At 63.6% G+C, this 19,148-nt stretch carries 16 protein-coding genes; 8 read left to right on the top strand and 8 right to left on the bottom strand.

The window, feature by feature from the left end; all coding sequences use genetic code 11:
• Window positions 1–28 precede the first annotated feature (28 nt).
• From XcyCFBP4188_RS00890 to XcyCFBP4188_RS22420, 3 genes are all read left to right on the top strand, one after another.
• Window positions 29–2,464 carry a TonB-dependent receptor gene (locus XcyCFBP4188_RS00890; protein ID WP_104591488.1) on the top strand — a complete coding sequence of 812 codons (2,436 nt, stop codon included), beginning with the start codon at window positions 29–31 and terminating at the stop codon, window positions 2,462–2,464.
• Window positions 2,465–2,875: 411 nt separating this feature from the next.
• On the top strand, window positions 2,876–3,910 hold the full coding sequence (gene tdh, locus XcyCFBP4188_RS00880; protein WP_006449402.1) for an L-threonine 3-dehydrogenase: 1,035 nt from the start codon (window positions 2,876–2,878) through the stop codon (window positions 3,908–3,910).
• A 47-nt stretch (window positions 3,911–3,957) separates the two neighbouring features.
• The gene (locus XcyCFBP4188_RS22420) at window positions 3,958–4,284 is read left to right on the top strand and encodes a hypothetical protein (RefSeq protein WP_146094018.1); all 327 of its coding nucleotides are present in this window, start codon (window positions 3,958–3,960) and stop codon (window positions 4,282–4,284) included.
• Window positions 4,285–4,531: 247 nt separating this feature from the next.
• Here XcyCFBP4188_RS22420 and XcyCFBP4188_RS00875 read toward each other — a convergent pair whose 3' ends face one another.
• The 5 genes from XcyCFBP4188_RS00875 to XcyCFBP4188_RS00855 form a co-directional block, all read right to left on the bottom strand.
• Window positions 4,532–5,248, bottom strand: coding sequence for a TorF family putative porin (locus tag XcyCFBP4188_RS00875; RefSeq protein WP_006452587.1), 717 nt, complete (start codon window positions 5,246–5,248; stop codon window positions 4,532–4,534).
• Window positions 5,249–5,583: 335 nt separating this feature from the next.
• Entirely contained in the window at window positions 5,584–6,615 is a 1,032-nt protein-coding gene (locus XcyCFBP4188_RS00870) for a sulfate/molybdate ABC transporter ATP-binding protein (protein ID WP_023902846.1), read from the bottom strand.
• A 7-nt stretch (window positions 6,616–6,622) separates the two neighbouring features.
• Window positions 6,623–7,576: a sulfate ABC transporter permease subunit CysW gene (cysW, locus tag XcyCFBP4188_RS00865; RefSeq protein ID WP_006452589.1), complete on the bottom strand. Its 954-nt coding sequence runs from the start codon at window positions 7,574–7,576 to the stop codon at window positions 6,623–6,625.
• Complete coding sequence (gene cysT, locus XcyCFBP4188_RS00860; RefSeq protein ID WP_043888978.1) at window positions 7,573–8,433, bottom strand: sulfate ABC transporter permease subunit CysT; 861 nt, start codon at window positions 8,431–8,433, stop codon at window positions 7,573–7,575. Before cysT ends, cysW begins: the two co-directional genes overlap by 4 nt.
• Before the next feature lie 3 nt (window positions 8,434–8,436).
• Window positions 8,437–9,537 carry a sulfate ABC transporter substrate-binding protein gene (locus XcyCFBP4188_RS00855; RefSeq protein ID WP_043910691.1) on the bottom strand — a complete coding sequence of 367 codons (1,101 nt, stop codon included), beginning with the start codon at window positions 9,535–9,537 and terminating at the stop codon, window positions 8,437–8,439.
• Window positions 9,538–9,627: 90 nt separating this feature from the next.
• Here XcyCFBP4188_RS00855 and kbl point away from each other — a divergent pair, with 90 nt between their 5' ends.
• Together kbl and XcyCFBP4188_RS00845 are read left to right on the top strand one after the other, a co-directional pair.
• Window positions 9,628–10,836: a glycine C-acetyltransferase gene (kbl, locus tag XcyCFBP4188_RS00850; protein WP_043910692.1), complete on the top strand. Its 1,209-nt coding sequence runs from the start codon at window positions 9,628–9,630 to the stop codon at window positions 10,834–10,836.
• Window positions 10,836–11,225 carry an HNH endonuclease gene (locus XcyCFBP4188_RS00845; RefSeq protein ID WP_043910694.1) on the top strand — a complete coding sequence of 130 codons (390 nt, stop codon included), beginning with the start codon at window positions 10,836–10,838 and terminating at the stop codon, window positions 11,223–11,225. The genes kbl and XcyCFBP4188_RS00845 overlap by 1 nt, the downstream gene beginning before the upstream one ends.
• Here XcyCFBP4188_RS00845 and XcyCFBP4188_RS00840 read toward each other — a convergent pair.
• The 3 genes from XcyCFBP4188_RS00840 to XcyCFBP4188_RS00830 form a co-directional block, all read right to left on the bottom strand.
• Window positions 11,179–12,030: a pseudouridine synthase gene (locus tag XcyCFBP4188_RS00840; protein WP_043910697.1), complete on the bottom strand. Its 852-nt coding sequence runs from the start codon at window positions 12,028–12,030 to the stop codon at window positions 11,179–11,181. The genes XcyCFBP4188_RS00845 and XcyCFBP4188_RS00840 overlap by 47 nt on opposite strands.
• A gap of 19 nt (window positions 12,031–12,049) precedes the next feature.
• Window positions 12,050–12,568, bottom strand: coding sequence for a hypothetical protein (locus tag XcyCFBP4188_RS00835; protein ID WP_006452595.1), 519 nt, complete (start codon window positions 12,566–12,568; stop codon window positions 12,050–12,052).
• Between the two features lie 190 nt (window positions 12,569–12,758).
• On the bottom strand, window positions 12,759–13,856 hold the full coding sequence (locus tag XcyCFBP4188_RS00830; RefSeq protein WP_023902839.1) for an OmpA family protein: 1,098 nt from the start codon (window positions 13,854–13,856) through the stop codon (window positions 12,759–12,761).
• A gap of 411 nt (window positions 13,857–14,267) precedes the next feature.
• Between XcyCFBP4188_RS00830 and XcyCFBP4188_RS00820 the strand changes: the two genes are divergently transcribed.
• The 3 genes from XcyCFBP4188_RS00820 to XcyCFBP4188_RS00810 all read left to right on the top strand — a co-directional run bounded on the left by XcyCFBP4188_RS00820 (window position 14,268) and on the right by XcyCFBP4188_RS00810 (window position 19,104).
• Window positions 14,268–15,290, top strand: coding sequence for a zinc-binding alcohol dehydrogenase family protein (locus XcyCFBP4188_RS00820; protein ID WP_006452597.1), 1,023 nt, complete (start codon window positions 14,268–14,270; stop codon window positions 15,288–15,290).
• 159 nt (window positions 15,291–15,449) lie between these two features.
• Entirely contained in the window at window positions 15,450–17,489 is a 2,040-nt protein-coding gene (locus XcyCFBP4188_RS00815; protein ID WP_074056777.1) for an NADPH-dependent 2,4-dienoyl-CoA reductase, read from the top strand.
• Window positions 17,490–17,790: 301 nt separating this feature from the next.
• Window positions 17,791–19,104 (top strand): MFS transporter, encoded by a 1,314-nt coding sequence (locus tag XcyCFBP4188_RS00810; RefSeq protein ID WP_043908907.1) that lies wholly within the window; start codon window positions 17,791–17,793, stop codon window positions 19,102–19,104.
• The last annotated feature ends 44 nt before the right edge of the window (window positions 19,105–19,148 follow it).

Genomic DNA, 19,148 nt, shown 5'->3' with positions numbered 1-19,148 from the left:
GACAGTTTTAAGACAGCGACCGTCATCAATGTTTCATGAGTCGTTGACACCCTGCGTCGCGAAACGTCGGTCTTGCACCGTGCGTCCGCCCTCAGCCGTGCCCGAACAGGATTCCCCCATGACTTCCACTCGTCGTTTTCATGTCACTCCGCTGGCGCTCGCCCTGGCAGCGCTGCTTCCCGTCATGGCCTCTGCCGCCACAACGGCTGCCGATCCGGCTGCCACTGCAGACGCGCCGGTCGCGGAGGCGCCGGTCACCACCGCCGATACCGCAACCAATGCCACCCAGCTGGATGCGATCAACGTGGTCTCGCAAGGCAGCACGCGCCAGGTGCAGCGCATCAGCCGGCAGGACATCGAGCAACTGACACCGGGCAGCAGCGCCTTCAAGGCAGTGGAAAAATTGCCGGGCGTGCAGTTCCAATCGGCCGACCCGTTCGGCACCTACGAATGGTCCACGCAGGTGACCTTGCATGGCTTCGATCAGAGCCGGCTCGGTTACACACTCGATGGCATTCCGCTCGGCAACATGAGCTACGGCGTCACCAACGGCCTGCATATCACGCGTGCCATCATTTCGGAAAACCTCGGCTCGGTGGAAATCGCGCAAGGCGCCGGCGCGCTCGGTACTGCGTCCAACACCAATCTCGGCGGCACCATGCAGTTCTACTCGGCCGATCCGCAGACCACGCCCGGCCTGCGGCTGGTGCAGACAGTGGGTAGCGATGCGACGCGTCGCACCTTCGTGCGTGGCGACACCGGCGATCGCAATGGGTTGTCGGCGTATCTGTCTTATGCCAATGCCACCACCGACAAGTGGAAGGGCTTCGGCGACCAGCAGTCCGAGCAGGCCAACCTCAAGACCGTGTACCAATGGGGCGAAGGCAACCGTTTAAGCCTGTTTGTGGATACCTCGCGGCGCAAGGAATACGACTACATGGATCTGTCGTTGACCAGCCAGCGCGCGCTGGGCTGGGACTACGATTATCTGCAGCCGGATTGGGCCACTGCGGTGCAGATGGCGCGTGCGTATCAAAACACCGGTGCCACCAGCGGCGTGGCCAACGGCTACCCGCAATCGCTGGCGGGACTGCCCGATGATTACAGTTGGCTGGATGCCAGCTACTACGCAGGCGGTGGTCTGCGTCGCGACAACCTGGCAGGTTTGTCGGGCACGTTCGTGTTCGGCGGTGCAACACTGGACGCCGCCGGCTACTACCACGCCAATCGCGGCGAGGGGCAGTGGGTGACGCCGTATGTCGTCACCTCGGCGCAGATCCCGGTGTCGATGCGCACCACCGACTATGGCCTGGACCGTTTCGGCGGTACCAGCGCACTGAAGTGGTCGTGGGGCAATCACGATCTGGAAGCCGGCGTGTGGGCCGAGAATGCACGCACCACGCAAGGGCGCAATTACTTCGCGCTGGGCAACGAGGGCTACACCTCGCTGTACAATGTGTACGAAGCGCAGACCCCGTTCCGTCGCGACTTTTTGCAGCGCTATACCACCCAGACCCGCATGCTGTACCTGCAGGACACCGTGCGCCTGCTCGACGATCGCCTGACCCTCAACTACGGCGCAAAGGCGCTCAGCACCACCACGCGCGCGCAATCGCTGGTGCCGACCACCGCGCTGGCACAGGGACGCATTCGCGCTGAAGACAACTTCTTGCCGCAGGTTGGCGTGAACTACAAGCTCGACGACCGCCAGGACATCTACGCCTCCTACAGCAAGAACATCGCCGCCTTCGGTTTCACCCCGTTCGGCACCTCGCAGGCCGCGTTCGACCGCAGCCGTTCGACGCTGGAGCCGGAAGAATCGCAGACCGTGCAGGTGGGTTACCGCGTGCAGGATGCGCAGTTCCAGCTGTCGGCCGACGCCTACTTAACCAAGTTCTCCAACCGCTTGTTGACCACCTCGCCGTGCACCGCGGTGCAGACCTGCGCGGCGATCCTGAGCAATGTCGGTGCCGTGCACAGCGCCGGTGCCGACCTGGCGTTGATGTGGCGTCCGATGGAAGGCCTGAGCTGGTTGAATTCGCTGTCGTGGAATCGCTCGCGCTATCAGGACGACTACCTCAACAACGGCGTGGTCGCCACCTCCGGCAAGGACGTGGTCGGCATCCCGGCGTTGATGTTCTCCTCCAGCGCCAGCTACCAACTCGGCAACCTGCGCCTGGATCTGGACGGCAAGTACGTCGACAAGCGCTACATCACTTTCCTCAATGATTCGCAGGTGCCCTCGTACTGGCTGTTCAACGCCGGCGCGCGGTACGACTTCGGTCGTGTGGGCGGAGTGGCCGATGTGGCGCTGGCGCTCAACATCACCAACCTCACCGACAAGCGCTACTTCGCCAGCACCGGCACCAACGGCTATGTCGCCTCCGATCCGGATGGCTACAACCAGACCATGGTGGTCGGCGCGCCACGGCAGTACTTCATGAGTCTGGATGTGAAGTTCTGAGTTGCCGGCGCTCTTTCCCCCCTCTCCTGCGGGGCGAAAAGGCGCGGCTTGCGCGCCACTGGCGCGCGTGTCTGGGAGCGCCCGCGCCGCAAGCGCGGGCCGGGGCGGGCCGGGCCGGGGCGGGCCGGGGCGCGGAGCGGGAGTTTGGGTGAGGGTACGGGCGAAGCAGTCGGCGCGTCACTTCTGAAGGCGCGTAGCGACGCGTTGGTCATTGCAGGGACTGGTAAATCTCTGAGGCGCCCCTCATCCGGCGCTGCGCGCCACCTTCTCCCGGTGGGAGAAGGGCTGGATCGGGACTTACCTAGCCAAGATCCGTGTCGGCCGACACCGCCAATTCCCGCACCGCCGCATGGCGCAAACCTCGCGACGCCTATAATCGCCGCCTTACTTTCACTCAGCAGGTCCCGCCAGATGGCGCAGACGATGAAGGCGCTGGTCAAGCGCGAAGCGAACAAGGGCATCTGGCTGGAACAGGTTCCCGTCCCCAGCCCTGGCCCCAACGAGGTGCTGATCAAGCTGGAAAAGACCGCAATCTGCGGCACCGATCTGCACATCTACGTGTGGGACGAGTGGAGCCAGCGCACCATCACACCCGGCCTGACCATCGGCCATGAATTCGTCGGCCGTGTGGCCGAGCTCGGTTCGGCGGTCACCGGTTACCAGGTCGGCCAGCGCGTCTCGGCCGAAGGCCACATCGTGTGCGGGCATTGCCGCAATTGTCGCGGCGGCCGCCCGCATCTGTGCCCCAACACGGTCGGCATCGGCGTCAACGTCAACGGCGCATTTGCCGAATACATGGTGATGCCGGCCAGCAACCTGTGGCCGATCCCCGACCAGATTCCCTCCGAGCTGGCCGCATTCTTCGACCCCTACGGCAACGCCGCGCATTGTGCGTTGGAATTCGACGTGATCGGCGAAGACGTGCTGATCACCGGCGCCGGCCCGATCGGCATCATCGCCGCCGGTATCTGCAAGCACATCGGTGCGCGCAACGTGGTGGTCACCGACGTCAACGATTTCCGTCTCAAGCTGGCCGCCGACATGGGCGCCACCCGCGTGGTCAACGTCTCCAAGACATCGCTCAAGGACGTCATGGCCGACCTGCACATGGAGGGCTTCGACGTGGGGCTGGAAATGAGCGGCAACCCGCGCGCGTTCAACGACATGCTCGACTGCATGTATCACGGCGGCAAGATCGCCATGCTCGGCATCATGCCGCGCGGCGCCGGCTGCGACTGGGACAAGATCATCTTCAAGGGCCTCACCGTACAGGGCATCTACGGCCGCAAGATGTACGAGACCTGGTACAAGATGACGCAACTGGTGCTGTCGGGCTTTCCACTGCACAAAGTGCTGACCCATCAATTGCCGATCGACGATTTCCAGAAGGGCTTCGACCTGATGGAAGAAGGCAAGGCCGGCAAGGTCGTGTTGAGCTGGAACTGATCGGCCAATACGCTTGAACGCAAAAGGCGTCGCGAGGCGCCTTTTGCGTGTCCATCTTCAGAGTGCTGACACACGCAGCCGGCAATCATCAGGTGCGAGCGGAGCGCCTCAAGAAACGCAAGGTCGGCGAGGCTGCAGGCAAAGGCTCAGTTGGTCGAGGGCGCGATGCCCGCACCGCTCGCGGGACACGCCGCAAGTACTTCCGTGTAGGCTCGGTGGTGGCATCCATGCCGCCACACGGTCCCGCAATCGGTGAGGACACCGCACCAGACAGTTTGCTGATTGCTTTATTGAAACCTATGCACGCCGATCAACTCGACTGGTCCTTGCCCGCCCACCGTCGCGGGACCTTACGCGGCATGGATGCCGCGTAAGAGCCTACACGGACGTACTTGCGGCGTGTCCCGCGAGGGTGGGCGGGCAAGGGCCCTGCAGCCAAGTCGCAGATCAGCCGCTCTACAAGCGACCTATCCGCACTGTGCAAACACTCCAAAACAAGCCAGCCGAAATCTGATTTCTAAGCATCGTTTAGATGTAGATGCTGAAGCAGCCGAGCATCAACACTTCCCGCCTCGCAACTACACGGCCAAGTTGTCAGAGCCGCTATTTAGTCGATCGCCATCAAGGCCAGGTGACCGTGGCAGTCGCCACCAGATGGTTCTGCGAATTCTGCCGACCGAAGCCGAATTCGGCCGCTTCGCTGGTGTCGTAATAGCCCACGCTCAAACCCAGCGGACCGAACGCCTTGCCGACATTCACCCCGAAGTCGTTGTAATCGTGATCCACCTGACTGAGCGCCGAGGTGTAAACGCTGTGCCCGGCGTGCGCGCCGAACGTGAAGTCGTACGGCAACGTCCAGTTGGCATCGAGCGCGTAGTAATAGCCGTCGGTCTTCGACCCATACAGATCGTTGGTATAGGCAACGGTCAAGCTATAGGTCTTCAAAAACGTGGTCTTGGTGATCAGTTCGGCGTAGTTGGACGCGCCGGCTCCCAGGTACTGGTAGCGGTTGACCATCACATCGAAATTCCAGTTAGTGCCCAGATCGGTGTTGTAGCCGACAAAGCCATCCACTTCCCAATCCGGATCGCCCGCACCGTAATCGACATTGGAGGTCCAGGTGCCGATGTACACGCCGAACGGCGTCGTGTACGTGAGTCCGGCCTGGAAGGCGGGCTCTTCATTGGTCTGCGAGATACCGCGGAACAGATAATCGCTGGTGACCGCAAAGGTGCCACTGAAGGGCGACGCTGGCGCTTCTTCATCCTGCGCATGCGCCAACGGCACGACACCGAGCAACAACAACGACAGACAACACGCGAGGGGGGACGGCTTCATGGAGCATCTCCTGGGTCGATGGGCGGTCGGATGACGCGAAGCAACGCTGCAGTGACTTTATTAGTCCAACTGTCATTGCAGCGCAACATCAACGTCGTGCGCCTTTGAACCAGCACACAGGCTTTAACCACCGATAGTGCTGATCAGGATGCCCATCTCATCGACTGAATGCGCAGGATCTTGAGATTGGGAATTGGGAATTGGGAATTGGGAATTGGGAATTGGGAATTGGGGATTCGTAATGCCAAAGCAAAAGCGGACCCGCTCTGCGAATCCCGAATCCCTACTCCCAAATCCCAAGTCCCCATTCAATACCGGCCCCAGCCGGCGTTGAATCACACCGGAAACACCCCGTAATGCCGCGCCGCCAGCCTTAGCTGCTGCCCTGGCTGAAAACTCCCCGCCGAGGCCGGCAGTTCCACTTCCACCTCGTTGCCTGCCGGCTCAAGCGTTGCGCGCAGACGCAGACGCGCACCGCTGCGCTGCGACCAGGCCACTGTCGCCGGCCAACCGGCGTCATCGGGCACCAGATCTTCCGGTCGCACATACACCTCCACCGGGCCTGCGGCCAACGCGGCGTTAGCCGCCGGCAATGCATGCCCGGCCACCTGGATCCGACCTTCCGCCAGCACACCAGGAATGCGGTTCACCGCGCCCACGAACGAATAGACGAACGGCGAGGCCGGCTTGTCGTAGATCATCGCCGGGGTGTCGAGCTGCTCGATGCGGCCGCGGTTGAGGATCGCCACCCGGTCGGCCAGTTCCAGCGCTTCTTCCTGATCGTGGGTCACGAACACCGTGGTCAGACCGGTACGTTCGTGCAGCTCGCGCAGCCAGCGGCGCAGGTCGCGGCGCACCTGCGCATCCAGCGCCCCAAATGGCTCGTCCAGCAGCAGCACGCGCGGCTCGATCGCCAACGCACGCGCCAGTGCCACACGCTGACGCTGACCACCGGACAGCTGGGTGGGATAGCGCTGCTCCAGGCCATGCAACTGCACCAGCGCCAGCAATTCTTCCACGCGTGCGCGAATACGCGCTTCAGCCCAACGCTCGTTACCGCGCCGCACCCGCAGACCGAAGGCGATGTTCTCGAACACGTCCATATGCTTGAACAACGCGTAGTGCTGGAACACGAAGCCGACCCGGCGCGACTGCACACTCATGCGCGTGGCATCTTCATCGCCGAACAGCACCTGCCCGCCATCGGCATGCTCCAGCCCGGCCATGATGCGCAACAACGTGGTCTTGCCTGAGCCCGACGGCCCCAGCAGTGCCAGCAACTCACCCTGGCGCACGTCCAACGTGATGTCGTCCAGCGCAGTGAACGTGTCGAACTGCTTGCGCAGGCGGTGGATGCGGATGCCCATGTTCACCTCAATGTCGGTGGTTGGCGGCGAGCGAGTCGCCATGCCGCCATTCCAGATACGTCTTCAGCGCCAGCGTCAGCAGCGCGGTCAATGCCAGCAGCGAGGCACACGCAAACGCGGCGCTGTAGGCGTATTCGTTGTAGAGAATTTCCACATGCAAGGGAAGCGTATTGGTGCGCCCGCGGATATGCCCGGACACCACCGACACCGCACCAAACTCGCCCATCGCGCGCGCCGCGCACAGCAGCACGCCGTACATCAGGCCCCAACGGATATTGGGCAGGGTCACCCGCCAGAACATCTGCCAGCCGCTCGCGCCCAGGCTCAATGCCGCCAGTTCTTCATCGCTGCCTTGCTGCTCCATCAGCGGCATCAGCTCGCGCGCAATAAACGGAAACGTGACAAAAGTCGTCGCCAGCACGATGCCCGGCAGCGCGAACACGATGCGTGGCAGCTGAATCAGCATCTCGCCAAAAAACGGCAGCTGCACCCGCCAACCTTCGTCGATCAACGGCCACGCCCAACCGCTGCGCCCGAAGATCAGCACGAAGATCAAACCCGCCACCACCGGCGACACTGAAAACGGCAAATCGATCAGGCTGATCAGCAAGCGCTTGCCGGGAAAGCGATGCTTGCTCACCGCCCACGCCGCCGCCACCCCGAATACCAGATTCAGCGGCAGCACGATCGCAGTCACGATCAAGGTCAGCTTGATCGCTGACAACGCATCCGGATCGACCACTGCGCGCAAAAACGTTTCCCAACCACCCCGCAGCGCCTCGGCAAACACCAGCACCAGCGGCAGCAGCAGAAACGCCAGCAGAAACAGCAGCGCGCCCAGAATCATCAACCACTGCACCCAGCGAGGCTCGTTGGTGGCCGAGTCGGTGATGCGGCGCGCCTGTTCGGTCATTGTGCGGTTCTGCAGCATGGAGGGCAGCGACGAAACAGCATCGTTCATGCAGGCCTCCGTTGATAGCGCAGCAGGCGTGCCTGCAGCGTATTGACCACCAGCAGGATCACGAACGACAGCAGCAGCATTGCCGCCGCAATCGCGGTGGCGCCGGCATAATCGAATTCTTCCAGCCGGATGGTGATCAGCAGCGGCGCGATCTCGGTGGAATTGGGCAGATTGCCGGCGATGAAGATCACCGAACCGTACTCACCCACGCCGCGCGCGAAGGCCAGCGCAAACCCGGTCAGTACCGCTGGCCACAGTCCCGGCAGCACCACCCGCCAGACCGTCTGCCAACGTGAGGCGCCCAGCGTGGCGGCGGCCGCTTCCAGTTCACGCTCGCTCTCGGCCAGCACCGGCTGCACCACCCGCACCACGAACGGCAGGCCGACAAACACCAGCGCCAGCACGATCCCCAACTGCGTATAGGCGACCTTGATACCGATCGCCTCCAGCCAGCGCCCGACCCAACCGTTGCCGCCATACAACGCAGTCAGCGCGATACCTGCAACTGCGGTGGGCAACGCGAATGGCAGATCGATCACCGCGTCGAAGAAGCGCTTGCCCGGGAAGTTGTAGCGCACGAACACCCACGCCACCCAGGTTCCCATGAGTGCGTTGAAGGCGCCGGCTACGAACGCCGTACCGAAGCTCACCCGCAACGCCGACAACACCCGTGGCTCGCTCCACACCCGCCAAAGGCCGTCCCAACCCAATCCGCTGGTTTTGATAAAGATGCCCAGCAGCGGGATCAACACAATCAATCCCAGCCAGGTCAGCGTAATTCCAAGACTCAAGCCCAACCCCGGCATCACGCGTCGGCGCGATGACGGCGCTGGATGGGGAGCAACCGACATCTGCATTGCCTACTTTTTTGCCTGGATCTGATCGAACACACCACCGTCGGCGAAGTGTTCCTGCTGCGCCTTGTCCCACGAGCCGAACGCTTCCTGGATGGTCACCAGCTTGATGTCCGGGAAGCGCGCCAGATCCGCCGGGTCGGCAAATTCCGGGTGACGCGGGCGATAGAAATGCTTGGCCGCCAGTTTCTGGCCTTCCGGCGCGTATAGATACTTCAGGTAGGCCTCGGCCACATCGCGCGTGCCGTGTTTGTCGACGTTCTTGTCGACCAAGGCCACCGACGGCTCGGCCAGGATCGACAACTTCGGCACCACGATCTCGAACTTGTCCTTGCCCAGTTCATCGCGCGCCAGCAGTGCTTCGTTTTCCCAGGCCAGCAGCACATCGCCGATACCACGCTGCACGAAGGTCGTCGTGGCACCGCGCGCGCCCGTGTCCAACACCGGCACGTTGCGGAACAGCGCCTGCATGTAGCGCACGATGCGCGCGCGGTCGCCCTTGAAGATGCGGTCGGCATACGCCCAGGCAGCCAGATAATTCCAGCGCGCGCCGCCGGAGGTCTTGGGGTTGGGCGTCACCACCGCCACGCCGGAGCGCAGCAGATCCGGCCAATCGTGGATGTTCTTCGGGTTGCCCTTGCGCACCAGGAACACGATCGTCGAGGTGTACGGCGCGCTGTTGTCGGGCAGGCGCTTTTCCCAATCGCTGTCGATCAGCTTGGCCTTCTCGGCGATCGCGTCCACGTCGTAGGCCAGCGCCAACGTGACCACATCGGCCTCGATGCCGTCGATCACTGCGCGCGCCTGTTTCCCGGAGCCGCCGTGCGAGGTTTCCACCGTCACCGTGTCCTGCGGATGTTGCTGCTTCCAATGCGCGGCGAACGCGCTGTTGTAGTCGCGATAGAACTCGCGGGTGGGGTCATAGCTCACATTGAGCAGACCGATGTCGCGCGCGCCAGCCGGGCCGGCCAGGGCCAGCAAGCTGCACAACAGGATCGACACGAAGCGGTAGCGGGGGTGGGTCACAGCAATCTCCTGGCCGGTTGGGCGCAGCTGAACAGCAAGCATGCCATGCTGCGCAGCGCTACGCGGGCGGTGAAATGACATACACGCCTGCGCTTATACCGATTTTGCATGACGTAGTGGTATGCCGCTGTGATCGTTAAAATCGTGCTTCTTTCTGCCACTGCGATCGCCATGACCAACACTCCCGCCGCGCTGACCGCCCATTACGCTGTCGAACTGGAGGCGATCCAGGCCCAGGGCCTGTTCAAGTCCGAGCGCATCATCATCGGCCCGCAGTCGGCGCAGATCACCCTCGCCGACGGCCGCAGCGTGCTCAACTTCTGCGCCAACAACTATCTGGGCCTTGCCGACCACCCGGACATCATCCAGGCCGCCAAGGACGCGCTGGACACGCACGGCTTCGGCATGGCCTCGGTGCGCTTCATCTGCGGCACCCAGGATTTGCATAAGCAACTCGAGCGCACCATCGCCGACTTCTTCGGCACCGAGGACACCATCCTCTATGCCGCCTGTTTCGATGCCAACGGCGGCCTGTTCGAACCGTTGCTCGGCGAGCACGACGCCATCATCTCCGACGCGCTCAACCACGCCTCGATCATCGACGGCGTACGTCTGTGCAAGGCCAAGCGCTTCCGCTACGCCAACTGCGACATGGCCGACCTGGAAGCGCAGCTGCAGGCCGCCGATGCCGCCGGCTGCAAGACCAAGCTGATCACCAGCGACGGCGTATTCTCGATGGACGGCTTCATCGCCCCGCTGGACGAGATCACCGCCCTCGCCCGCAAGTACAACGCACTGGTGCATATCGACGAATGCCACGCCACCGGCTTTCTCGGTGCGAGCGGCCGCGGCTCGGCCGAGGTCAAAGGCGTGCTGGACCAGATCGATATCTTCACCGGTACGCTGGGCAAGGCGATGGGCGGCGCACTGGGCGGCTTCACCACCGCCAAGCGTGAAGTCATCGAATTGCTGCGCCAGCGCTCGCGTCCCTATCTGTTTTCCAATTCACTGCCGCCGCACGTGGTGGCTGCCGGCATCAAGGCGTTCGAGATGCTGGAAGCCGCTGGCGAGCTGCGTACGCAACTGGTCGACAACACCCGCTACTTCCGCGAGCGCATGACCGCCGCCGGTTTCGACGTCAAACCCGGCGTGCATCCGATCAGCCCGGTGATGCTCTACGACGCACCGCTGGCGCAACAATTCGCCGAGCGCCTGCTGGAAGAAGGCATCTACGCCATCGGCTTCTTCTTCCCGGTGGTGCCCAAGGGCCAGGCACGCATCCGTACCCAGATCAGCGCCGCGCACACCCGCGAGCAGTTGGATCAGGCGATCGCTGCATTCATCAAGATCGGCCGCGAACTGGACGTCATCAAAAACTGATGCGCACGGTGCTGCGCCAACGGCTGTTGCTGGCGGCGCACACCGATGCCCAGGCGCATTTACTGGACGGCAGTTGGGAAACCCGCTGCCTGCATTGCCGTCGGCGCTTGCAGCTGCGCGCCGATGGCGAGCCGCTCGGCCACACCACCCTGGAACACGTAATCCCGCAGGCCTGGTTCGGCGGTCGCGCAGCGGCCGCGCTGTGCGCGATGGTCGGCGACGATGCGAATGCGGCGCGTAATCTCGCCCTGGCCTGTGCCGGTTGCAATCACGCCAAGGGTCGCCGCCACGATGCCAACGGCGCCGGCGACGCACGTGCTTTTGAAGTCGTCAGCGCCTTGCTCAGCGCGCGTCTGGCGCGCTGGCGGGAGCCGCCGTCAGCGCCCTGACTTCCTCGGCGCTGAGCATGCGCCACGCGCCTTTGCCCAACTCACCCATTGCCAGCGCACCGATCGCCACCCGCACCAGCCGCAGCACCCCGATCTCCAGCGCTGCCAACAAGCGGCGGATCTGCCGATTGCGGCCCTCGTCCAGCACGATCTCCAGCCACGCATTGCGCTCGCCTTCGCGCAGCACGCCAACGTGCTTGGCGCGCAGCAGCGCACCATCGCCCTCAGGATCGGGATCGACCACACCGGCCCGCAACTGCGCCAGTTGCTCGGCACTCGGGCGGCAATCGATCTGCACGTGATAGGTCTTGTCCGGCCCGGTCGCAGGATCGGTCACCGCCGCCGCCCATTGCGGGTCGTTACTGAAGAGCAGCAGCCCTTCGCTGGCCTTGTCCAATCGCCCGACCGGCGCGATCCACGGCAATCCGGCACCATCGAAGCAGCGATACACGGTGTCCCTGCCCTGCTCGTCGCGCACGGTCGTGACCACGCCGCGCGGCTTGTTGAGCATCAGATAGCAGCGCGCCGGCCCGGCCAACGGCTGCCCGTCGACGGTAATGCTCGACTGCTGATCGGCGCGGATCGGATATTCGGGGTCGTGGACCACACGCGCAGCCACGCTGACCCGCCCTTCGGAGATCCAGCGTGCCGCTTCGGTACGCGAACACACGCCCAATTTGGACAGCACGCGCGCCAGCCCGTGGCGCGGTGCGGTGGTCGCGGTGGCCGTAACGGAGGCGCGCGAAGCACCAGCAGGACCACGCTTGCGTTGCCGGGACGTTGCCGGCGGAGGCCGCCGGGTCATGCCGTCCCGACCGTGCCGCTTACTTGTTTTCGACCGACTTGGCGTCGGCCGCAGGCATTGCAGTTGCCGCAGCAGCAGCTGGAGCCGGCGCAGCCACCGGACGCGCCTTGACCACACGCACACCGCGCGCCTTCATCCAGGCATCGAATTCTTCGGCGGTCATGCGCTTGCCGTTCTGGCTCATGTCAAAACGCCACGGCGTGTTGTCGAACGCAGTGGTGGCCTTGTAGGCGGCCGGATCGTTCGGATTGACCGTGCCGCCGGGCGGAATCACCTTGGCCAGGTCCTGGCAGCCTTCCACGCGCAACCGCAGCAGCACGCGGTCCACCGATTGCTCGCTGGTGTAGGGCTGGGCCAACACGCCGGTGGGCATGCCCAGCTGGACGCTACGGGTGTAGAACTCGGCCGCCGCCGGCGCAATCACCGTGGCAGGCAACGGCAGCGGCTGGGACACCGTGCTGCCGGCGCAGTTCGGGGCGGCGTAAGCGGCAGGAATCAAAGCGAGACAGAGCAAACCTGCCGTGGCGGTACGCAGCATCGGGTTCTTCCAATTATGAGTTTGGTGTTGACGCGGCGAGTGTAGGCAGCGATGAACGCTGTTTCAACCGGAACCGTGCCTGGATGGCAACACAGACAGGTTTGGCGGCGACTCGACGCACTTTTCCTGGCCCTACAAAGACAAAACCCGGCACAAGGCCGGGTTTTGTATGCAGCAGCTAGCGGTCCAATTAGTTCTGGACGTTCAGCTCGGTACGACGGTTCTTCGCACGGCCTTCCGGATTGTCGGAACCATCCGGGTTGGCGTTCGGAGCAATCGGACGGCTCTCGCCGTAGCCGATCGGGCCAACCAGACGCGACGCATCAACGCCGTTCTTGGTCAGGTAGTCGTACACGGTGGTCGCACGACGCTCGGACAGCTTCTGGTTGTACGCGTCGGTACCCTTCGAGTCGGTGTGACCGGCAACCTCGACCTTCAGGTCGGGGTAACGCTTCAGGATCTCGGTCGCTTCGCTCAGGATGGACTGTGCGTCCGGACGCAGGGTCGACTTGTTGAAGTCGAAGTTCACGCCCTTCAGGTCGATCGACACAGGAACCGGGCAACCGTCCGGACCGATGGTCTGGCCAGGCTGCGAAGCCGGGCACTTGTCGTCGCAGTTGTTGACGCCGTCACCGTCGTCATCCAGGTCTGCGCAGCTCGGAGCAACCGGAGCCGGAGCCGGCGGCGGAGCGGTCGACGGAGCCGGTCCCAACGGGATCACGACGCCGACCGAAGCCAGCACGTCGCCGAACCAGTCTTCCTGCGGAGCAGCAACGCTCTGGTCGTTGAAGTCAGCGCGGTAGGCCAACTCGGCACGCACGGCAACGCGCTTGTCGAAGGTGGTCTGCAGACCGACGCCAGCCTTGGCGGCAAAGTTGCCGTCTTTCTGCTGGCCCGGCGAAACCGGGTTCGGGGTTGCGTCGAACTCTTCTTCCGAACGCTGGTAGCCCAGACCGAACAGGAGGTAGGGGTTCCAGCCGCGGCCTTCAGCGATGAAGTGGCGACGCAGGTCGAACGAGATGCCGTACTGGCTCCAGTTCTGGTCCTGGTTGGCATCGAAATTCGGGTTCTGATAGTTCAGCTCGCCGTCGATCGACCAGTTCGGGCTGACAAACTTGCCCAGACCCAGGGTCACGAACGGAGCATCATTGGTCAGACGATCGCTGTCCTGGAAGTTGAAGCCAGCGCTACCGGTCAGGTACCAACGGTCATCGAATTCCTGCGCGGAAGCAGCCTGGGCAAACGCCAGGCCGCCAAGCAACGCGGCAGTGAGAATTTTCTTGTTCATGTATACAGCTCCTTCTTTGGGAGATAAACCGATAGAGGCATTGTTCTTGGTAAAGATGCTCGTCACATCCAGAGCCATCGGGGCGCAGATTAAGCCGGCTTCAGTGAAGATCGCGTTAACGGACATATAACATGTGAAAGCAATCAACAGAGACGGCGATCCCACTCAATACTACGTATACAGCTTCATGAAGGAAAGGACCGGGCGCTCAGTTAGCACAATTGCCCCGCATGAACGGCAGCCCAATTAAGCCAGTTGAATACGCTTGCGGTCTGACCCCCGGGGGACAGGCGGCATGACTCCGCGACCACATTGGTGAATGCGAGCCCTAGTCCGAGCTGAATTGTGGGCTTGGTGGTTGCGGGTCAATGGCATCACAACGCACCCTGAACTCCCCAAAGGAGCGCCTCGATGAAAGCCATCGCCATCACTCGCCATCTTCCAATCGACGATCCCGAGTCGCTGCTTGACATGGAGCTTCCGTCGCCTGCGGCGCCGTCCGGGTATGACTTATTAGTGCGTGTGGAGGCGATCTCGGTGAATCCGGTCGACACCAAGGTACGTGCGCCCAAGCCGCAAACGCTGGATGCGCCGAAAATTCTCGGCTACGACGCCGCCGGCGTGGTCGAAGCGGTCGGCCCGGAGGTCACTGCATTCGTGGTGGGCGACGAGGTCTATTACGCAGGAGATATCGGAAGGCCGGGCAGCAACGCGCAGTACCAGTTGGTCGATGCGCGCATCGCCGGCTGCAAGCCGACCTCGCTCAGCTTCGCCGAGGCGGCTGCGTTGCCGCTGACCACGCTGACCGCGTGGGAGTTGTTGTTCCAGCGCATGCCGTTCGCCTTCGACGGCGCACGCAATCGCGGCAAGCACTTACTGATCATCGGGGGTGCCGGTGGCGTGGGCTCCATTGCGATCCAGCTGGCGCGGCATGCCGGCTTCACGGTCATCGCCACTGCATCGCGTCCGGAGACGATTGAATGGGTGCGCCAGATGGGCGCGCAGCATGTGATCGATCACCACCAACCGTTGCACCCGCAATTGCAGGCGCTAGGCCTGCAGAGTGTGGATGCGGCGCTCAATCTGGCCGACACCGACCGCTACTGGCAGCAGTTGGGCGAGATCCTGGCACCCCAGGGACACGTGGGCTTGATCGTGGAGCCGCGCGGCCCGCTGTCGATTGGCGACCCGTACAAATCCAAGTGCATCGGCATCCACTGGGAACTGATGTTCACGCGCGCCCGCTATGCAACAGAAGATATGGTCGAGCAGCACCGCATCCTCAATCGTGCGGCCAGCCTGATCGATGCGGGCGAACTGCGCACCACGCAGACCGAGACGCTGTCGCCGATCAATGCGCAGCAGTTGCGCGAGGCGCATCGGCGGCTGGAAAGCGGCAGCACGATCGGCAAGTTGGTGCTGGCGGGCTGGTGATCGGCGCCACTGGTTGAGTTTGCCCGCTGCGTTTGCGCGGGCTTGCGGGTCCCGCCCCCTCCAGCAGACTGCCCCCAGCACTGGCCGCGTGCGTCAAGACTTGCCGACACGCCCGTTTGCCTGCATCGTGCGCACTCCGTACGCCAGCGTATCCATATCATGTCGCCCGCCACCGGCCTGCCTGACTCGCCCTACCCGCACCTGTTCACCCCGCTCGATCTGGGTTTCACGCAATTGCGCAATCGCGTCCTGATGGGCTCGATGCACACCGGTCTTGAAGACCGTGCGCGCGATTTCCCTAAATTGGCGGCGTATTTCGCCGAGCGCGCGGCCGGCGGCGTCGGGCTGATCGTCACCGGTGGGTTTTCGCCGAATGTGGTGGGCTGGCTCAAGCCGTTCGGCGGCAAGCTGTCGTGGCCGTGGGAAGTGCGCCCGCATCGTCAGGTCACCCGTGCGGTGCACGCACACGGCGCCAAGATCTGCCTGCAGCTGCTGCACGCCGGGCGCTACGCCTATCACCCGTTGTCGGTGGCGCCGTCCAGGCTCAAGGCGCCGATCAATCCATTCACTCCGCGTGCGTTGTCGGCGCGTGCGGTGGATCGACAGATCGCGGCCTATGCGCGCGCGGCGCGGCTGGCGCGCGAGGCCGGTTACGACGGCGTGGAGGTGATGGGGTCGGAAGGCTATCTCATCAACGAATTCACCGCCGCACGCACCAACCAGCGCAGCGATGCCTGGGGCGGCGATGCGACCAAGCGCATGCGCTTTGCGGTGGAGATCGTTCGGCGCATCCGCGAGACCTGCGGGCCGGACTTCATCATCATCTACCGGCTGTCGCTGGTGGATCTGGTCGATGACGGCAACCAGTGGCAGGAGATCCTGGCGCAGGCGCAGGCAATCGAGGCAGCCGGCGCCACCATCATCAATTCCGGCATTGGCTGGCACGAGGCGCGCATCCCGACCATCGCCACATCGGTACCCCGCGCGGCGTTTGCAGGTGTCACCGCCAAGCTCAAGCCGCACCTGCGCATCCCGGTGGTGGCAACCAACCGCATCAACATGCCCGAAGTGGCCGAGCGCATTCTGGCCGACGGCGCAGCCGACATGGTGTCGCTGGCGCGCCCACTGTTGGCCGACCCGCAATGGGCCAACAAGGCCAGCGCCGGCCAGTCGCACACGATCAATACGTGCATCGCGTGCAACCAGGCCTGCCTGGATCATGTGTTCGACAACAAGCTGGCCAGCTGCCTGGTCAACCCACGCGCAGTGCACGAAACCGAGCTGATCTACACCCCGACCACCACGCCCAAGCGCATCGCGGTGGTCGGTGCAGGCCCTGCCGGACTGGCCTGCGCAACGGTGGCGGCCGAGCGCGGCCACCAGGTGACCTTGTTCGATGCAAGCGATGAAATCGGCGGGCAATTCAATGTCGCCAAGCGCATCCCGGGCAAGGAAGAATTCAACGAGACGCTGCGCTATTTCGGACACCGTATCGAAGCCACCGGCGTAGCGCTGCGGTTGCAGACACGCGTGCAGGCGGACGACCTCAAGGCCTTCGATGAGATCGTGCTGGCCACCGGCATCGAGCCGCGCAAGGTGGACTTCCCCGGTGCCGATCATCCGATGGTGGTCAATTACCTGGACGTGGTACTGGGCCGCCATGTAGCGGCCGACAAGGTCGCCATCATCGGCGCCGGCGGAATCGGTTTCGATGTCGGCGAATTTCTGGTGCACGAAGGCGTCTCGCCAGCGCTGGATCCGGCGCGCTGGATGGCCGAATGGGGCGTGGACCCGAGCTTCGAAACACGCGGCGCGTTGGCCAAACCGCAACCCGAGCGCCCTGCCCGTCAGGTCTGGCTGCTGCAGCGCAGCCCCGGCAAACCCGGCGCGCGTCTGGGCAAGACCACCGGCTGGATCCACCGCGCCACGCTCAAGGCCAAGGGCGTCAAGATGCTCGGCGGCGTGGAGTATCTGGGCGTTGACGATGCCGGTCTGCGGATCCGCGTGGAAGGCACCGAGCAACTGCTCGATGTCGGCACGGTGGTGGTCTGCGCCGGGCAGGAACCGCGTCGCGAGCTGCTTGCCGCGCTGCAGGCAAACGGACAGCAACCGCATCTGATCGGCGGTGCGGATGTTGCCGCCGAACTGGATGCCAAGCGTGCGATCAATCAGGCGTGCCGGTTGGCGGCAACCTTGTAACGCGCTTGCACGCGATGTCGTGGAAGCCACAGCCGTTCTTCATTACGACGCCAGAGCGGGTGTGTGCATCTGCAAGAGAGCCGCATTGGTTTCACTTCGATGCTGATATCGGCGGTCTTTAAGGCAACCGCCTGTCTGCTCGGCAGACGCTTGCGCAAGTGTACGCGGGCACCTAAGACAGAGACAGATCGGTGCCGGCGTCGACGCTGCCATCAATAGCGCGACACCACCGCGTACGCCGCTGGTCGGAGCATGCTCGGTACATCTTTTTTCTGTCGCGCGGCTCGGCTATAAACCCGGCATGCCATCGATCCGGACTGCATCGCCGCCGCCTACCCTCCCGCCCGCAGCGTTGCTGGCCTACGCTGCGGCGCATTTCGGCAAGAGCCTGCTCTGGTATACCGCAGAATTGCTGCTGATTTTTGCGTTGACCGAATACGTCGGACTGGGCGCGATTGCGGCGGGCGTCTCGGTCGCCGGTGGCCTGGTCGTGAGCGCAGTAATGGGCGTCTTCGCAGCGAAGCGCTGGAGTGCCGGCGCCAGCCTGGCGTGGGCTGGGCGGTCGCAATGGCGCGGCATTGCGCTGGCAGCTGTCGCCTTGTCGTTGGTCTTTGTCACGCCGGCATTTCCACCCGATATCCGCTTGATCAGCGTCCTGCTGCTCAGCCTGCCGTTTCGCGCCGCATATGCGATCGGCGACGTGGCTCAGAACACCTTGTTGGGAATGGGGCACTGGCCTTGGCATGGCGCGCGCGGCGTCAGTGCGCTGCGTCTGATCGGGAGCGGGCTGGCCGCGTTGCTGGTCAGCGCAGCGATCGGCCTGCTACTGAAAGACGGCGCGCACACCGCCGCATCCACAGCGCTGATGATCGTCGCGCTGTCCGGCAGCCTCGCACTGCTATCGGCGTGGTGGTTACGGCAGACGCTACAGCGCTACGCACATGTGCTTGCAGGCACTCCAGCACCACCATCTGCGCCACGATGGCAGCGCGATCAGTTACTGCCGTTGGCCGTCATCGCAGCACTGGCGTTGGCGCTGCCGACATTTACCAAATTGGCGCCGTATCTGGCGCAGTCGCGTATCGGCTCGGCGGGATGGGGTAGCGCGGTGTTGATTGCCTATGCGCTTGGCAGCGTCGTCGTGCAGCCCTTGGCTGCCCGCTGGCCGACCGTGGCAATGCGTCGACTAGGCGTCAGCGGAGCGGCGTTGGCCGCACTTGGGCTGGTGTTCGCCATGGCTGTCTCTCGCCACACCGTGCTGGATGCCAGCCTGGCCTTCGGCATGGGTCTGGCGGCGGGCAGTGCCGGGCAATGGGTCTGGGCACGGCATGCAGAACTCGCCTCGCGCCACGGTCCAGCACAGCAGGCGCGCGGATTTGCCGCACTCACCGCCACCGCCCAACTTGCATTGGCAGCAGGCAGTGCATTGATCGGATTGCTACTTGGCGCATCCGACTATCGCTCTGGTCACAACGCACATCTGGCGTGGGCAATGGCATTGGGTCCGATGATTTGCGGCGTGCTGTGCGTGTTGATCGCCTGGGTCGGCAGCGCCTTTGTGATGTCTGGAAAACGCAGATCTGTCGCAGCAGCGCTGCCTTCGCGCCACGTGTAATCGTCTCGATAACGCAGCAAGAGCTTCAGCGATTGCACATGACG

It is taken from the genome of Xanthomonas hortorum pv. cynarae, assembly GCF_002939985.1.
Lineage (GTDB): Bacteria > Pseudomonadota > Gammaproteobacteria > Xanthomonadales > Xanthomonadaceae > Xanthomonas > Xanthomonas hortorum_D.
The sequence above is the reverse complement of the archived record's forward strand: the minus strand, read 5'-3'. Positions and strand labels throughout refer to the sequence as shown.

Coding starts and splice junctions, on each gene's coding strand:
- XcyCFBP4188_RS00890 (WP_104591488.1), top strand. CDS start 29: ATGTTTCATGAGTCGTTGACACCCTGCGTCGCGAAACGTCGGTCTTGC.
- tdh (WP_006449402.1), top strand. CDS start 2,876: ATGGCGCAGACGATGAAGGCGCTGGTCAAGCGCGAAGCGAACAAGGGC.
- XcyCFBP4188_RS00875 (WP_006452587.1), bottom strand. CDS start 5,248: ATGAAGCCGTCCCCCCTCGCGTGTTGTCTGTCGTTGTTGTTGCTCGGT.
- XcyCFBP4188_RS00870 (WP_023902846.1), bottom strand. CDS start 6,615: ATGGGCATCCGCATCCACCGCCTGCGCAAGCAGTTCGACACGTTCACT.
- cysW (WP_006452589.1), bottom strand. CDS start 7,576: ATGAACGATGCTGTTTCGTCGCTGCCCTCCATGCTGCAGAACCGCACA.
- cysT (WP_043888978.1), bottom strand. CDS start 8,433: ATGCAGATGTCGGTTGCTCCCCATCCAGCGCCGTCATCGCGCCGACGC.
- XcyCFBP4188_RS00855 (WP_043910691.1), bottom strand. CDS start 9,537: ATGTCATTTCACCGCCCGCGTAGCGCTGCGCAGCATGGCATGCTTGCT.
- kbl (WP_043910692.1), top strand. CDS start 9,628: ATGACCAACACTCCCGCCGCGCTGACCGCCCATTACGCTGTCGAACTG.
- XcyCFBP4188_RS00845 (WP_043910694.1), top strand. CDS start 10,836: ATGCGCACGGTGCTGCGCCAACGGCTGTTGCTGGCGGCGCACACCGAT.
- XcyCFBP4188_RS00840 (WP_043910697.1), bottom strand. CDS start 12,030: ATGACCCGGCGGCCTCCGCCGGCAACGTCCCGGCAACGCAAGCGTGGT.
- XcyCFBP4188_RS00835 (WP_006452595.1), bottom strand. CDS start 12,568: ATGCTGCGTACCGCCACGGCAGGTTTGCTCTGTCTCGCTTTGATTCCT.
- XcyCFBP4188_RS00830 (WP_023902839.1), bottom strand. CDS start 13,856: ATGAACAAGAAAATTCTCACTGCCGCGTTGCTTGGCGGCCTGGCGTTT.
- XcyCFBP4188_RS00820 (WP_006452597.1), top strand. CDS start 14,268: ATGAAAGCCATCGCCATCACTCGCCATCTTCCAATCGACGATCCCGAG.
- XcyCFBP4188_RS00815 (WP_074056777.1), top strand. CDS start 15,450: ATGTCGCCCGCCACCGGCCTGCCTGACTCGCCCTACCCGCACCTGTTC.
- XcyCFBP4188_RS00810 (WP_043908907.1), top strand. CDS start 17,791: ATGCCATCGATCCGGACTGCATCGCCGCCGCCTACCCTCCCGCCCGCA.